Raw genomic sequence first — 16,317 nt, forward strand, 5'->3', positions numbered from 1 at the left:
AAATAGAGAATTGTTCAGGTTCTCAGTCCTATAAGGTTTTTCCTAAAACACTCCCGCCCAATGCCGCAAATATTCCCAATAGAATACTTAATAAGGTATATAGGGCAAATAGTCCGTAGAATCCTTGTCTTATCAGAATCAATCCGTCGTTGGAGAATGTGGAAAAGGTGGTGAAGCCGCCGCATAAACCGGTAGTCAGCAACATTCGCATTTCCGCAGACAAGTTGAAGCGTGCGGACAAGGCATAGAACAATCCTATCAGAAAACTTCCGATGATGTTTACGGCGAACGTAGCCCAAGGAAAGGAGTAGGGTACTATCCGCTCGTGTAGTGCCATTTGCACGCAATAGCGCAATACGCTGCCCGTGCCGCCGCCAAGAAATATGGCTATCAGGATTTTAGTCATAATGATTGTAATAGGAATGTTTCGGGTTGCAAAGGTAGTGAAGGCAGGGGAATTTTAATCAATCTTCGGGCAGGTTTTATGAAGCAAATAGAGATTTACTAAAACGATGGGGAAGATTTAGTAAATCGTTGCCGGAGATTTAGTAAATCGTCGGGGGTGTTTTAGTAAAACAGGAGAATCTTATAGGGCATCAAGAAAAATACAAAAAAACGTTGATTCAATTTTACTTTCATTTCTTTGCAAGGTCTTTTATATAGAGCGTCCATTCGGATGATTTCACGAAAAGGGGACGTGCAATATATAATGTATAACAAAAGGATAGTATATGAAACCTATTTGGAGATTCTTAGCTTTAGGTATTACGGCCATGTTCTTGTTGCAATCATGTGTAACCGTGCATCCGCTGATTATCCGGTAACCTTTGAGCTTGTTGTATATGGGAATAATGGATGATAGGGAATTGGTCGCGAGGGTAATCAAAGACCCCGGAACAGGATTCCGATGTCTGATGGCGAAATACAAGGAGGAGGTCTATTGGTACATTCGGCGATTGGTTGTGGCTCACGAAGATGCGCAGGATGCTACACAAGAAACTTTTGTGCGGGTATTCCGGTCGCTGTCCGGTTTCAAAGGCGAATGCTCTTTTCGGTCGTGGCTTTACAGAATTGCCACCAACGAGGCCCTGCGTATTTTGGACCGGCGACGTGATGACCGGATGTCATTGGATGATTCTCCGGTTGAACTTAATGGTTTGTTGGCTGATGAGTATGTAGACTACAGTGATTTGGAAACAGTCAGGTTGCAACAGGCTATTCTGGCATTGCCAACCAAACAACAAATGGTTTTCAACTTACGATACTATAACGGTTTGGGATATGATGAGATTGCCGGAATCATCGGTTCAACAGCAGATGGTGCTAAATCAAACTACCATATTGCAAAAGAAAAGATTATCAAGTATATGAATTTAAACAGTTAGTCGTATGAATAAAGATTTTGATTTAAACCGCATAGGCAAACGAATGCCCTATACCGCGCCCGAAAACTTCTTGGACGATATTGAAAATAATGTATGGGAGGCTATAAAAGACGAAATGACACCACCCAAGCCCCAACGGAACTATCGCCTGTGGTACACCATATCCGGCGGACTTGTGGCGGCAAGCATCGCGTTGTTACTGGTCTTCAATATTCTGCCGGATAGCCATAAGGCAACTGACTTTAAGTCGTTTGAACAAGCATTCTCTCAATTGAGCAGAGCCGACCAGAATTATCTGTTTAGCGTCTATCAGGACGACTTATTTATAAACGAATAAAAATAATCAATCATGAAAAGTATTTTTAGAATCCTTCTGTTTGCTATGGCAATGACCGCTTTTTGCGCAAGTGCTTACGCCCAAAAAGATAGCAGACAACGTATGACCCGTGAACAATTGGCCGAAACACAGGCTAAATACATTGCACAGAAAATGGAAATGGACGGCACTACCTCAGAAAAGTTTGTTGAAACCTTTTGCCGGTTTCAAAAAGAGATTTGGGCACTTGGCCCCCGGCCTAAGAGAGAGGTCTCGGGCAGGACGGATGCGGAAACAGAACAAGCCATTAAAGAGCGGTTTGCCCATAGCCAAAAGATATTGAACCTGCGGCATAAGTATTATGAGGAATATAGCAAGTTCTTATCACAACAACAGATTGTGCGTGTATATGAATTGGAAAAAAAGATGATGGATCGTCTGTATCATCGTTCTCAAAAGGCAAAAACTCAAAAACGATAAATAATTATGAAGACGATTTTGAAAACTTGTAATTTGTATTGCCTTTCATTCCTCTTTTTGGCTGCAATGAATGCATGCCAGAATGATGATACGGCATTTCCTGATGAAGAAGAACAGGAACAAGAACAAGATTCAAATCCTGAGAGTATTACTGCCATTATTTCCGACGGGCTTCATGGCAGTTGGAACGAAGGCGACCCCATAATGCTGGTTCATGACGAACAAACTATTACTGTACAGGCACAGGAAGCCGGTAGTTCATCTATTCTGTCAGGTACTATTGAAGGAACTTTTACTGATGATAATCCTTTGTTTGGTATATATCCGGCAGATAACAAGGTGTCCTCGGATAATGAAAGTTTAACTGTAACCATACCTGCCACTCAAACCGGAAATGAGAGTGGATATGATGAAAAGTCGGTAGTGGCAGTGGCTCGTAGCACATCCAACTCTCTGAATTTTCAGACTGTTTGCGGTGGCATCAAGCTTAACTTCCAAATGTCGGGTGTAACGGGCATTGAACTTGAAAGCGTTGATGGTTATGCACTTTCCGGTACGGTCAGGATAAAATGGGATGAACAGGGAAAACCGATAGCCGATAAGATAGAAAACGCCAATTCCATCATTACTTTCAGTGCTTCGGATAAATCAGGTTTTACTCCCGGAAAGGATTATTATATATCAACCTTGCCTTGTGACGTTTATGGAGGTTATAGGCTGTCTATTTACAAGGATGGTTTGGTGGCCCATTATTTCAGTGTGCATCAAACGATAGAGCGAACCGCTTATATAACCCCGAACGATTTGCTGGAAAGCGAGTTGGAGTTTGACGACCCGGATGCTCCGCTTGTAGAAGAAGAACGTCCGGAACTGGATGCCACGACCACAGCACTTCTCCGCCAGTACCAACAGAGCCCGACAGAGGACAATAAGCAGGCTCTTTTGAATCAAATGGGATTACGGTATGATAAAGTCGTTGCGCGAAAGAAAGCCAAACTTCGCGAATTGGAGAGGGAGGCTAAAACTCCCGACCTCGTAGAAGAAATGCAGGGTATTGTGGATGAGATGGTCGAAAATCGAGATACTCGATTGGAGCAACAGTTTCTGCGTCTCATCGACCCTCGAAATGACGAAGACCCGAATGATGCTTGGATAGTACTGCGCGGTGCATCGGCTCCGAATTCCTACATAGGTTATGCACCTGTGACAAATGCCGAATACGCAGCCTTCAAAGGCGGATTCGTTTATAATGCAGGAGAGGAGAACTATCCGGTAGTGAATATTACGATTGCCGAAGCCACGGCTTATTGCGACTGGCTTACCACTCAAGACAACGCCCATATATATCGTCTTCCGACCGATGAAGAGTGGATACTCGGCGCTGGTCATATGCCTAAAGATGTCACTATGAACGCTGACCGTGTGGAATCCGGACTGACAGCAGTGGATGCTTACAATCAGACAACCGGTGCTTGTGGCGGTATAGATTTTTGGGGCAATTGCTGGGAATGGACTTCATCAACAGATGCAGCCGGTTCGTACATTATAAAAGGAGGCAGTTGGGACTCCAGCCGTGATGATTGCCGTAGCGAGAAATCGGATGTTGTAAGAACGGGCACGCAGGGCTACGCCAATGTCGGCTTCAGGGTAGTAAGAACAGATGTTTCAAGTGCCCGATAAATTCAATGTATTGTAAATATAAACTTACCAATTAAGTAAATACGCATAATTAGTTTATACCATTCTGTCATTCAGAGCGTAGCGAAGAATCTACTCCCTTTTTTGTGTGCATGAAGAGAAGGGTTTCTTCGCTTCCTTCTGAATGATAGAATGATATGTTAATCATCATTTTGACGCATTCCCCTTTAAGTAATTTCAATGCTCGATTGTAGAGATTGCATTCAGAACTTGTGCTGATAATCAGTAGTTTTCAGGCTGAAATTGTAGAATTCGTTTCTTTCCCTTTCCTTAACCTTACTCACGTTTCTTTTGCCCTGTAGAGATACCTTCTTTTTAATTCTCTATGTTTTAAGTGTTTAGCCAAAACGGTTGTAGATGCCGTTTTCTTGTATTCCCTTCATTCTCGCCCTAACTTTGCAACATCGAATTTGAGAAACAGATGCTGAACTGTTGAGGCCTCGCAGCAAACTTCCGCTTCTTGAAAAAGATAAAGGCTCAGGCCTGTTACATTATTATATTATATAAACCTTTTAAAACATTAAAAATTATGGGACTTCAGTATGTAGTAGCTAAACGTGTATTCGGTTTCGACAAGGATAAAAACGTAAAGTATGTTGCCAAATCCGTAGGGTCGGGCGAGTTGGACTTTGGTAAGTTGTGTGCCAAAGTGAGCCGTATTCTCGGCATTCATAGAAAAACGGTGGACTTGGTGGCTACCGGCCTTGTAGACATCATGTCGGAAGAGATTGACGATGGAAAGACTGTCCGCTTAGGCGAATTCGGACTCTTCCGCCCTTCTTTTACAGGAAAAAGCGCGGATACGGAAGAGGGTGTTACGGCAAGTAATATCGTTCGTAAGCGTATTCTCTTTTTTCCGGGAAAGGCTTTCAGTACGATGCTGGGTAATATGAGCGTTACCAGAATGGCGGTGCCCGATACGGATTATACCAATGGAGGTAGCGGCGAACCTGACAATTCGGGTATCCCCGATGAAGGTGAGAAAGAAGATCCTTTGGGATAACATGGCAACTTTCTGAGGATACAGAAGGATAGAAATAAGAATGAAGGGTAGCATTACCCTTCATTCTTATGCAAACGTTTTCTGGCGAATTATTCGATTTTTATCCGATTGTTTCCGATAGAAATCCTTATCCTGCTTATATTTGCGGTACGATAACTAATTAAAATACCATAGTATGAGAAACATGAAAGCAATTTGTATCAAACTAACCTGCTTCCTGCTAGTCCTTTTCATGGGTAGCGCAGCAATGGCCGAGGGCATCACTTCTCCCAACGGCCAACTTCAATTGAACTTTTCCGTGAATCCTCAAGGTGAACCGGTTTATGAGCTTTTTTATAAGGGAAAAGCCGTTATTAAACCTTCAAAATTGGGCTTGGAACTGAAGAATGATCCGGGACTGATGAACGGATTCACTTTGGCTGATACCCGGACGTCTACCTTCGATGAAACATGGGAACCTGTGTGGGGTGAAGTGAGACAAATCCGCAACCATTATAATGAAATGGCGGTAACACTGAATCAGAAAGCGCAGAACCGTAACATCATTATCCGTTTCCGCTTGTTTGATGACGGCCTCGGTTTCCGTTATGAGTTCCCTTTGCAGAAGAATCTGAATTACTTTGTGATTAAAGAAGAGCGGACACAGTTTGCCATGGCAGGCGACCATAAAGCATTCTGGATTCCGGGTGATTATGATACGCAGGAATATGACTTTACAGAGTCCAAACTTTCCGAGATTCGCGGACTGATGAAGGAAGCGATTACCGGCAATGCGTCACAAACCCAGTTTTCTCCGACAGGTGTGCAGACTTCCCTCCAAATGAAGACTGAGGACGGCCTGTATATCAACCTGCATGAAGCTGCCTTGGTGGATTATTCTTGTATGCATCTGAATCTGGATGATAAAAACTTGATTTTTGAATCTTGGCTGACTCCTGATGCAGTAGGTGACAAGGGCTATATGCAAGCTCCCTGTAAATCTCCGTGGCGTACGGTGATTGTCAGTGATGATGCGCGCGATATTCTTGCTTCCAAGTTGACTTTGAACCTGAATGAGCCTTGCGCTTATGAAGATGTTTCTTGGATTAAACCGGTGAAGTATGTAGGTGTATGGTGGGAAATGATTGCCGGTAAAAGCACTTGGGCATATACAGACGACCTTCCTTCCGTTAAGTTGGGCGAAACGAACTATTCCAAAACAAAACCCAACGGACGTCATGGCGCCAACAATGAGAATGTGAAGAGATACATAGACTTTGCAGCCGCAAACGGTTTCGATCAGGTTTTGGTAGAAGGCTGGAACGAAGGCTGGGAAGACTGGTTCGGGCAATCCAAAGATTATGTTTTTGACTTTGTGACTCCATATCCCGATTTTGACGTGAAGATGCTGAATGCTTATGCCAAAAGCAAAGGCGTTAAGCTGATGATGCACCACGAAACTTCTTCTTCCGTCCGCAACTACGAACGCCATATGGACAAAGCGTACCAGTTTATGGTAGACAATGGCTATAATGCTGTGAAGAGCGGTTATGTAGGCGATATCATCCCGCGCGGCGAACATCATTACGGACAGTGGATGAACAATCACTATCTCTACGCCGTGAAGAAAGCTGCCGACTATAAGATTTGCGTCAACGGTCATGAAGCCGTACGTCCTACCGGTTTGTGCCGTACTTATCCAAACCTGATTGGCAATGAATCTGCCCGCGGCACTGAGTACGAAGCCTTTGGCGGCAGCAAACCGTTCCACACCACATTACTTCCGTTCAACCGCCTTATCGGTGGCCCGATGGATTATACTCCGGGTATTTTCGATACGAAGTTGGACTTTATGGGCGACCTGCCTCATGGACAAGTACAAACAACGCTTGCCAAGCAGCTGGCTCTTTATGTCACCCTTTACAGTCCGTTGCAAATGGCTGCCGACTTGGTTGAGAACTATGAGAAGCATATGGATGCATTCCAGTTCATCAAGGATGTAGCCGTAGATTGGGATGACAGCAAGTATATTGAAGCGGAACCGGGAGATTATATTACCGTAGCGCGTAAGGCAAAAGGCACTGACAATTGGTTTGTAGGCGGTATTACAGATGAGAATGCCCGTACAGCAAACTTTACCCTCGATTTCTTGACGCCGGGCAAGCAGTATGTGGCCATTCTGTATGCTGACGGTAAGGATGCCGATTACAAGGAAAACCCTACTTCTTACCTGATAAAGAAAGGTATTGTGACCAATAAAACCAAAATGTCCGTTAAGGAAGCGCGTAGCGGTGGTTTTGCGCTGAGCCTGATTGAGGCTACTCCAGCGGATAAAAAGGTTGTGAAGAAATGGAAATAGTTAGGGTAAAAAGAGTTTCTGATTAGGTATTGGTTGGCTCCCCGCAGGACTTTGGTTCTGCGGGGAGTCTTTTTATTATTTTTAGAGGTAGAAAATGGCGTTAACAAGGAAACTTCTTCGTACCTTTGCGCCCGTTAATAAAATAACTAATAACACAAGGAACTTATGGGAGGTTTTTTCGGAACAGTCGCCAAAGCAAGTTGCGTGGCAGATTTGTTTTACGGCACAGATTATAATTCGCACTTAGGGACAAAGCGTGGCGGTATGGCTACTTACGATCAGGAAGAAGCGGTGTTTAAGCGTTCTATCCACAATTTGGAGAGTACCTACTTCCGTACGAAATTTGAAGATGAGCTGGATAAATTCAAAGGGAACTCCGGCATCGGAATCATCAGCGATACAGATCCCCAGCCTCTTATATTGAACTCCCATCTCGGTCGTTTTGCCATTGTAACGGTTGCCAAGATTGTGAACCTGCAAGAACTGGAAGCCGAACTTTTGGAACAAAATATGCACTTTGCCGAATTAAGCTCCGGCAAGACCAATCAAACAGAACTTATAGCCCTGCTCCTGATACAAGGAAAAACCTTTGTGGAAGGAATAGAAAATGTATACAAGCATATTAAAGGTTCGTGCTCCATGCTGCTTCTTACGGAAGACGGCATTATCGCTGCCCGTGACCGTTGGGGACGTACTCCTGTCGTTATAGGCAAGAAAGACGGGGCTTATGCTGCAACCAGTGAGTCGAGCAGCTTCCCGAATTTGGGTTACGAGGTAGACCGCTATTTGGGACCGGGCGAAATTGTCCGCCTGCGTGCCGATGGAATAGAGCAGATGCGCAAACCCAATGAGGAGATGCAGATATGTTCTTTCCTATGGGTTTATTACGGCTTCCCCACTTCGTGTTATGAGGGAAAGAATGTGGAAGATGTACGCTTCTCGTCCGGGTTGAAAATGGGACAGACCGATACTTCGGAGGTAGATTGCACTTGCGGTATTCCCGATTCTGGTGTGGGCATGGCGTTGGGATATGCCGAAGGAAAAGGGGTGCCCTATCATCGTGCCATCTCAAAATATACACCGACATGGCCGCGCAGCTTCACTCCCAGCCGACAAGAAATGCGTTCGTTGGTGGCAAAGATGAAACTTATTCCTAACCGTGCCATGCTGGAAGGCAAACGTCTTCTGTTCTGTGACGACTCCATAGTGCGCGGAACCCAGTTGCGCGATAATGTAAAGGTGCTCTACGAGTATGGTGCTAAGGAAGTTCACATCCGTATTGCCTGCCCGCCGCTGATATATAGTTGTCCGTTTGTGGGTTTCACGGCATCCAAAGGAGATTTGGAACTGATTACCCGTCGTGTCATCAAAGAGTTGGAAGGTGATGAAAACAAAAACCTTGAGAAGTATGCCACTACCGGTTCGCCGGAGTATGAGAGAATGGTGGAGGTCATCCGCGAGCGTTTCGGACTTTCATCATTAAAGTTCAATACACTGGAAACGTTGGTTGAGGCTATCGGGCTGCCTAAATGTAAACTCTGTACCCATTGTTTTGACGGAAGCAGCCACTTTTGATTGACAAATCATCTATTAAGGAATAAAAAAGGGGCGTGAATTGCTTGGCAGTTCACGCCCCTTTTTTTAACTTTACGGCAATTAAAAAAACGATAGGGGATAGGGCGATAAAGTGAGTTACATTATATAATGAAGTAATATCCCGTTATCACTCTGCCATCTCATCACTTTAACACATTATTAGTATGACTTTAGTAGAACGTTTTTTAAAGTATGTAAGTTTCGATACTCAATCGAATGAGGAGAGCGGGGTAACTCCAAGTACTCCGGGGCAAATGGTATTTGCCAAGTTCCTGAAAGAAGAATTGGAAACTTTGGGTCTGGAAGAGATTACGTTGGATGAGAACGGTTATCTGTTTGCCACCCTTCCTGCCAATATAGATAAGGCTGTACCTGTTGTAGGTTTCATAGCCCACATGGATACAAGTCCCGATATGAGTGGCAAGGATGTTTCTCCGCGTATTGTAGAGAATTACGATGGCAAGGACATTGTTCTTTGTGCGGACGAGAAGGTGGTTCTTTCTACTGCACGTTTCCCCGAGTTGCTCGACCATAAGGGAGAGGACCTGATTGTAACCAACGGAAAGACTTTGTTGGGTGCCGATGATAAAGCCGGTATTGCGGAGATTGTTTCGGCAATGGCCTACCTGAAAGAACATCCTGAAATCAAGCATGGTAAGATTCGCATAGGTTTCAATCCCGATGAGGAAATCGGTTTGGGAGCGCATAAGTTCAACGTTGAGCAATTCGATTGTGAATGGGCTTATACCATGGACGGCGGTGAACTGGGCGAGCTGGAGTTTGAAAACTTCAATGCCGCCTCTGCCAAGATTGTTTTCAAGGGACGTAATGTGCATCCGGGATATGCCAAGAATAAGATGATAAATTCTATTCGTGTTGCCAACCGTTTTATCTCCATGCTTCCCAGCCACGAAACGCCGGAGCATACAGAGGGGTACGAGGGATTCTACCACCTCATCAGCATCACGGGCGAAGTGGAACAGACTACTGTAGCCTATATCATCCGCGACCACGACCGTCTCCGTTTTGAGAGCCGCAAGAAGGAATTTGAACATCTTGTACGCAAAATTAATGCCGAATACGGTGAAGGCACAGCCGTGCTCGAACTGCACGACCAGTACTATAATATGCGCGAGAAGATTGAGCCGGTAATGCACATCATCGACACCGCTTTCAAAGCTATGGAAGCCGTCGGCGTAGAGCCTCGTGTAAAAGCCATTCGAGGCGGTACGGACGGTGCGCAACTCTCGTTCAAGGGTCTGCCTTGTCCCAATATCTTTGCCGGTGGCCTGAATTTCCACGGACGCTACGAGTTCGTGCCTGTTCAGAATATGGAGAAAGCCATGAAGGTTATCGTCAAGATAGCCGAACTCGTTGCTCATCAATCATAATTTATAAATCATAAATCCTACCATGAAAACCACTCCGTTTACAGAAACACACATCTCGCTGGGTGCTAAGATGCACGAATTTGCGGGATACAATATGCCTATCGAATATTCCGGTATCATCGATGAGCATCTCACCGTTTGCCAAGGTGTAGGCGTGTTCGATGTCTCCCATATGGGAGAATTTTGGGTGAAGGGTCCGCACGCTTTGGACTTTTTGCAGAAAGTTACTTCTAATAATGTGGCAGCCCTTACTCCCGGTAAAGTGCAGTACACTTGCTTTCCCAATGAGGATGGCGGTATTGTGGACGACTTGCTCGTCTATCAATATGAGCCGGAGAAGTATCTGTTGGTTGTCAATGCTTCCAATATAGAGAAGGACTGGAACTGGTGTGTGTCTCATAATACGGAGGGCGCCGAACTGGAGAATGCTTCCGACCGCATGGCACAGCTTGCCGTACAAGGTCCGAAGGCTATCGGGGCATTGCAGAAACTGACTCCCGTCAACCTTTCCGAACTCCCGTATTATACCTTTACGCACGGTGAGTTTGCAGGCGAACCGGATGTCATTATTTCCAATACCGGCTATACCGGTGCGGGTGGTTTTGAACTCTACTTCTATCCGAAAGCGGCGATGAAGATATGGAATGCCGTGTTCGAGGCAGGCGCGGAATTCGGTATCAAGCCTATCGGACTCGGTGCCCGCGATACGCTTCGTCTTGAAATGGGCTTCTGCCTGTATGGAAATGATTTGGACGATACCACGTCGCCTATCGAAGCCGGACTGGGATGGATTACCAAGTTTGTAGAAGGCAAGAATTTCACTAATCGTCCGGTGCTGGAGAAACAGAAAGCGGAGGGTACGGTACGCAAGTTGGTAGGTTTTGAAATGGTAGACCGCGGTATTCCCCGTCATGGCTATGAGTTGCAGAGCCCGGAAGGCGCTCCCATTGGCGTGGTTACTTCGGGTACAATGTCGCCTACCCGTAAAATCGGTATCGGTATGGGGTATGTGAAGCCTGAATATAGCAAGGTCGGTACGGAGATTTGTATTGATATGCGCGGACGCAAGCTGAAAGCGGTGGTGGTACGTCCGCCGTTCCGGGGAAAAGTATAGGAAGTTGATATATCCTCCTTGTCTGATAGCATTACTAAAACCCTACCGACGTTTTAGTAAAACTCTGCCGGCGATTTACTAAAACTCCACCAACGATTTAGTAAAACTCCGCCAATGATTTACTAAATCGTCGGCGGAGTTTTACTAAACGGCATAATAAAAAAGGGAATCTGTATCAGACTCCCTTTTTTGCTGTTTCTTAAAAAACAGATTATTTCTTGCGGTTACCGTAGCGGCTCATGAACTTATCAACGCGACCGGCTGTGTCAACCAACTTAGACTTACCTGTGTAGAACGGGTGAGAAGTGCTGGAGATTTCCAATTTTACCAATGGATAAGTTTCGCCTTCGAACTCGATAGTCTCTTTGGTATTTACTGTAGAACGAGACAAGAACACGTCACCGTTTGACATATCTTTAAATACTACCGGACGGTAATTTTCAGGATGAATACCTTTTTTCATTTTAATATTTGTTTTTTAATTTATATTCTGTTACTATTTTGGTAATAAATAGTGTAATGGTCTTTTTCAGTGCGCAAAGATAATGCTTTTCTATGAAATGAAAAAAGGTTTTTTGCAAAAAAAATCGGGTAATTGATAGGTTTATAGCTTTTTATTTTAGATTTTTGCAGGAGATTAATATCATATCACCTATGAGAAAACTGATTATATTCTTTTCTTTTTGCTTCTGCGTTGCAACACTTGCAGCCCAGAACACAGAACGCAAACTGTACAGTGTAGCGTTTTATAATCTTGAGAATCTGTTTGACACTATCCATGACGCAGGTAAGAATGACCGTGAGTTCTTGCCCGATGGCAGCTATCGGTGGACGGCCAAGAAATACGAATCCAAGTTGCATAATCTGTCGAAAGTACTGAGCTCGTTGTCGCGAAATCTGGTTCCCGAAGGTCCGGCGGTAATTGGTGTGGCAGAAGTTGAGAACCGCAGGGCGCTGACGGACCTCGTCAGCCGGCCGGCCATATCCAACTATAAGTTTGTTCATTATGAAGGTCCCGACAGACGCGGCATCGATTGTGCGTTGTTGTACGATCCGCAGCAGTTTACGGTTACCAACTCCAAGTTGGTGCTTTCTACTCCTTTCGAGGGGGATACGGTGCATCTGACGCGTGGCTTCCTGATTGTAGACGGTCGGATGGCGGGTGAGCGCGTCTGTTTCATAGTGAATCACTGGCCTTCCCGCGGAGCGAAATCACCGGTACGTGTGCACGCCGCCAAGCAGGTGAAGGCTTTGACGGACTCCTTGCTGCGTGAGGACAAGAAGCTGAAACTCTTTGTGATGGGAGATATGAACGATGACCCGATGGATGAGAGTATGCGGACTTTGGGGGCTCGTAAGTACATATCGGGCATGAAGTCCAACCAGTTCTATAACCCGTGGTGGGAAACACTGGAAGATAAGGGAGTGGGCACGTTGCTTTATCGCGGCAAATGGAACTTATTCGACCAGATTGTACTGTCAAAGCCATTGGTGAAGGCAAAAAAAGGATTACGCTACGATCATAACGAAGTCTTTATCCGTGACTACTTAATCCAGCAAGACGGCAAATACAAAGGTTCACCCCTGCGTACTCATGGCGGGCGTACATGGCTGAACGGTTATAGCGACCATCTGCCTACGATTATCTATCTGAAGAAATAATATATAATAATGTGTAAATAACGGGTCGGAAAGCAAACTTGCTTTCCGACCCGTTTGTTTATGAAGGTAAGAACGCAAAAGGCAGGAATAAACAGACAGATGCAAAAACTTTGTAATATGGAGATTACAATCTTCTGTTAATTCAAGCCAATAGCTTTAAAATAGAATAGATTTGACAGATAAATAGAGATATTTTATTCTTCTCTCGTTCTTCTATTTAAAGGATAATGCTTACTTTTGCGTAGAATTTTGATTCACTAACAATAAACTTTAAACAAAATGGTTAATTACAAAGATTTAGGCCTTGTAAACACAAAAGAAATGTTTGCTCGCGCTATCAAGGGTGGATATGCAATCCCTGCATTCAACTTCAATAACATGGAACAGATGCAGGCTATCATCAAGGCTGCAGTTGAGACTAAGTCTCCGGTTATCCTTCAGGTTTCTAAGGGTGCCCGCCAGTATGCTAACGCTACTTTGTTGCGTTACATGGCTCAGGGTGCTGTAGAATATGCCAAGGAATTGGGCTGTAAACATCCTGAAATTGTTCTTCACCTTGACCATGGAGATACTTTCGAGACTTGCAAGAGCTGTATCGATTCCGGTTTCTCCTCAGTAATGATTGACGGTTCACATCTTCCATACGAAGAAAATGTTGCTCTGACAAAGAAAGTTGTTGAGTACGCTCACCAATTCGATGTTACAGTAGAAGGCGAACTTGGCGTATTGGCAGGTGTGGAAGACGAAGTTTCTGCCGAACACCACACATATACTAACCCTGAAGAAGTTATTGATTTCGCTACTCGTACAGGTTGCGATTCTTTGGCTATCTCTATCGGTACTTCTCACGGTGCATACAAGTTCAAACCCGAACAATGCCACGTAGATCCCGCTACAGGTCGTCTGGTTCCTCCTCCTTTGGAATTTGCCGTATTGGACGCTGTAATGGAGAAACTTCCGGGATTCCCTATCGTACTCCACGGTTCTTCTTCAGTTCCTCAGGAAGAAGTTGATACTATCAATCAATTCGGTGGTAAGCTGGAAGCCGCTATCGGTATTCCTGAAGACCAATTGCGTAAAGCTGCCAAGTCTGCTGTTTGCAAAATCAACATCGACTCAGACTCTCGTCTGGCTATGACTGCAGCTGTTCGTAAGGTGTTCGCTGAAAAACCGGCTGAATTTGACCCGCGTAAATACCTGGGCCCGGCTCGCGACAACATGGAGAAACTTTACAAGCACAAAATCATCAGCGTGCTTGGTTCAGAAAACAAATTGGCTCAATTAGACTAATAGAGTTATCTGATTATAAAAAGGGGAGTGCATTTTTGAAGTGCACTCCCTGTTTTTTTTAGGCACAAACTTTACGAAAGTTCATGTTTTTTTTGATTCATCCGTGCTTACAACTCGATAACCAGCGATTCACGTGGTCCCATCTTCAGCTCTTCTCCAAAGGCGATTGTTCTGCCGCTTAGAATATCTTTTCCTTGTTTGGCATCTTTCAGTATCTCTTTATAGAACTTCAAAGGCACGCTCGTTGCGGCATTTGTACCGTTCAGCATCACGAAAACAGTTTTGCCTTCGTATTGGCGGGCATAGGCATATACGCCGTTCTGTACCATAAACTGGGTCATGCTGCCTTTGGCGATAACGTCGTTTCCTTTGCGCCAGTTCAGTATTGTTTTGTAGAAGTTGTAGCAATCGTTTTGAACTTTACTACGGCCTGCGGCTGTAAGTGCGGTTTCCTTATCATCGGCCCAGCCTCCGGGGAAGTCTTTGCGAACATAACCGTCACTCTTGCTCTTTATACCATTCATCATAATCTCCGTTCCATAGTATAATTGTGGAATGCGGCGGGTGGTAAGCAGCAGGGTAGAGGCTTGCTTCAGCATCGGTAAGTCATTGCCTTCACCCAAGAAGCGGTCGGTGTCGTGATTCTCGATGAAAGCAAGTACCGATTCCGGATTCGGGTATAGGAAGTCGTATACGAAACTGTTATACACACGATCCAGCCCTTTGAACCAAGTTTCCGTCTCTTCCGTTTTGGCGATATTGATTTTATCGAAGAAGCTGAAATCCATTACAGTTTTCAGGTTACTGTTTCTGGGAGCGGATAACTTGGAGTCTTTCTGCCACCAAGCGGTATATGCAGGTTCGGTAACCCATGTCTCGCCTACAGTGTTATAGTTGGGGTATTCTTCATTCAGCTCTTTCATCCAATTGCTCATGGCATCATAGTCAGCATACGGATAAGTGTCCATGCGGATACCGTCTATATTGGCATACTCAATCCACCAGAAACTGTTCTGGACGAGATAACGGTACACATGCGGATTCTTCTGGTTGAGGTCGGGCATGGCGGTCACGAACCAACCGTCGTTCATTTGGCTGAAATCATATTTCGATGCGTACGGGTCTACGTGGGGAGTGAGTTTGAAGGAGGTCTGTACAAAGTTGTTTTCGTGGTCGGGATTGTTGAACCAGTCTTTGCCGGGCATATCCTTTATCCATATATGTTCTACGCCGCAGTGGTTAAAAATCATGTCCATTACGATTTTTATGCCGCGCGCGTGAGACTTTTCAATGAGCTGCTTATACTCTTCGTTAGTGCCGAAGCGAGGATCTACCTTATAATAGTCGGTAGTGGCATAGCCGTGATAAGAACCGCCTGCCATGTTGTTCTCCAATACCGGAGTGAACCAGAGGGCGGTTACGCCCAAGTCGGAAAAGTAATCCAAGTTTTGTTCGATTCCGGCAAGGTCGCCGCCATGACGGGCGTTCGGGTCATTGCGGTCTACCTTGTATTCTGACATACCTGCAATCCGGTCATTCTCCGGATTGCCGTTGGCAAAGCGGTCGGGCATCAGCAGGTAAAGGGCATCGGACGCATCGAAGCCTTTGTGTTCATAGCCTTTCTTGGCACGTGCCTTTAATTCATATTCCTTGATAAGTTTTTTCTTGCCTTGTGTAAAGGTCAGAGCCATTTTGCCGGGCTTCACGTCTTTATCCAGTTTGAGATAGACTAACAAGTAATTATTACTTTCCAGCTTTACTGTGCTACTCAGTGAGACACCGGGATAATTGACGGATACCGCTGCATTGCCAATGCCTTCGCCATATACCATTAGCTGAAGCTCGGGATTTTGCATTCCGGCATACCAAAACGGAGGATCGATTTTGTTTACGTTCATGGCTGCATACGTGCTAAGGGATAGTAGGAGTGTTCCCAAAATGAAGAATACTTTTTTCATGATATTAGTTTTTCGTTATTTTCTGCGCTAAATTAAAAAAAATAGCGGAGAAGGCTGCCGCCTCTCCGCTATTATCCTTTATGCAG

At 44.9% G+C, this 16,317-nt stretch carries 14 protein-coding genes; 11 read left to right on the top strand and 3 right to left on the bottom strand.

The features are described from left to right. Positions 1-28: 28 nt before the first annotated feature. The gene (gene crcB, locus DW121_RS04985) at positions 29-406 is read right to left on the bottom strand and encodes a fluoride efflux transporter CrcB (protein WP_117710660.1); all 378 of its coding nucleotides are present in this window, start codon (positions 404-406) and stop codon (positions 29-31) included. A gap of 436 nt (positions 407-842) precedes the next feature. On the opposite strand from crcB, the gene DW121_RS04995 reads away from it, so the two are divergent. From DW121_RS04995 to gcvT, 9 genes are all read left to right on the top strand, one after another. Then, positions 843-1,385, top strand: a complete 543-nt coding sequence (locus tag DW121_RS04995; RefSeq protein ID WP_118323169.1) for an RNA polymerase sigma factor — start codon at positions 843-845, stop codon at positions 1,383-1,385. Between the two features lie 4 nt (positions 1,386-1,389). Beyond that, on the top strand, positions 1,390-1,722 hold the full coding sequence (locus DW121_RS05000) for a hypothetical protein (protein ID WP_118323170.1): 333 nt from the start codon (positions 1,390-1,392) through the stop codon (positions 1,720-1,722). A gap of 12 nt (positions 1,723-1,734) precedes the next feature. Then, positions 1,735-2,181 (top strand): hypothetical protein, encoded by a 447-nt coding sequence (locus DW121_RS05005; protein WP_118323171.1) that lies wholly within the window; start codon positions 1,735-1,737, stop codon positions 2,179-2,181. A 6-nt stretch (positions 2,182-2,187) separates the two neighbouring features. Continuing rightward, positions 2,188-3,861, top strand: coding sequence for a formylglycine-generating enzyme family protein (locus tag DW121_RS05010; RefSeq protein ID WP_118323172.1), 1,674 nt, complete (start codon positions 2,188-2,190; stop codon positions 3,859-3,861). 547 nt (positions 3,862-4,408) lie between these two features. After that, the gene (locus DW121_RS05015; RefSeq protein ID WP_117710654.1) at positions 4,409-4,882 is read left to right on the top strand and encodes an HU family DNA-binding protein; all 474 of its coding nucleotides are present in this window, start codon (positions 4,409-4,411) and stop codon (positions 4,880-4,882) included. 175 nt (positions 4,883-5,057) lie between these two features. Next, positions 5,058-7,220 (top strand): glycoside hydrolase family 97 protein, encoded by a 2,163-nt coding sequence (locus DW121_RS05020; RefSeq protein ID WP_117710653.1) that lies wholly within the window; start codon positions 5,058-5,060, stop codon positions 7,218-7,220. A gap of 165 nt (positions 7,221-7,385) precedes the next feature. Beyond that, the gene (locus DW121_RS05025) at positions 7,386-8,795 is read left to right on the top strand and encodes an amidophosphoribosyltransferase (protein ID WP_117710652.1); all 1,410 of its coding nucleotides are present in this window, start codon (positions 7,386-7,388) and stop codon (positions 8,793-8,795) included. 185 nt (positions 8,796-8,980) lie between these two features. After that, positions 8,981-10,207 (top strand): peptidase T, encoded by a 1,227-nt coding sequence (gene pepT, locus DW121_RS05030; RefSeq protein WP_117710651.1) that lies wholly within the window; start codon positions 8,981-8,983, stop codon positions 10,205-10,207. A 22-nt stretch (positions 10,208-10,229) separates the two neighbouring features. Further along, on the top strand, positions 10,230-11,321 hold the full coding sequence (gene gcvT / locus DW121_RS05035) for a glycine cleavage system aminomethyltransferase GcvT (protein ID WP_118323173.1): 1,092 nt from the start codon (positions 10,230-10,232) through the stop codon (positions 11,319-11,321). Positions 11,322-11,532: 211 nt separating this feature from the next. Here gcvT and DW121_RS05040 read toward each other — a convergent pair whose 3' ends face one another. After that, a complete protein-coding gene (locus DW121_RS05040) occupies positions 11,533-11,784 on the bottom strand; it encodes a type B 50S ribosomal protein L31 (protein ID WP_004289781.1) in 252 nt (83 codons plus the stop codon). A gap of 191 nt (positions 11,785-11,975) precedes the next feature. Between DW121_RS05040 and DW121_RS05045 the strand changes: the two genes are divergently transcribed. After that, the gene (locus tag DW121_RS05045; protein ID WP_118323174.1) at positions 11,976-12,983 is read left to right on the top strand and encodes an endonuclease/exonuclease/phosphatase family protein; all 1,008 of its coding nucleotides are present in this window, start codon (positions 11,976-11,978) and stop codon (positions 12,981-12,983) included. A gap of 279 nt (positions 12,984-13,262) precedes the next feature. Beyond that, a complete protein-coding gene (locus DW121_RS05050) occupies positions 13,263-14,273 on the top strand; it encodes a class II fructose-bisphosphate aldolase (RefSeq protein WP_118323175.1) in 1,011 nt (336 codons plus the stop codon). A gap of 107 nt (positions 14,274-14,380) precedes the next feature. Here DW121_RS05050 and DW121_RS05055 read toward each other — a convergent pair whose 3' ends face one another. Next, entirely contained in the window at positions 14,381-16,231 is a 1,851-nt protein-coding gene (locus tag DW121_RS05055; protein ID WP_118323176.1) for a glycoside hydrolase family 13 protein, read from the bottom strand. Between the last annotated feature and the right edge of the window lie 86 nt (positions 16,232-16,317).

It is taken from the genome of Bacteroides sp. AM10-21B (genome assembly GCF_003472565.1).
GTDB lineage: Bacteria > Bacteroidota > Bacteroidia > Bacteroidales > Bacteroidaceae > Bacteroides > Bacteroides propionicigenes.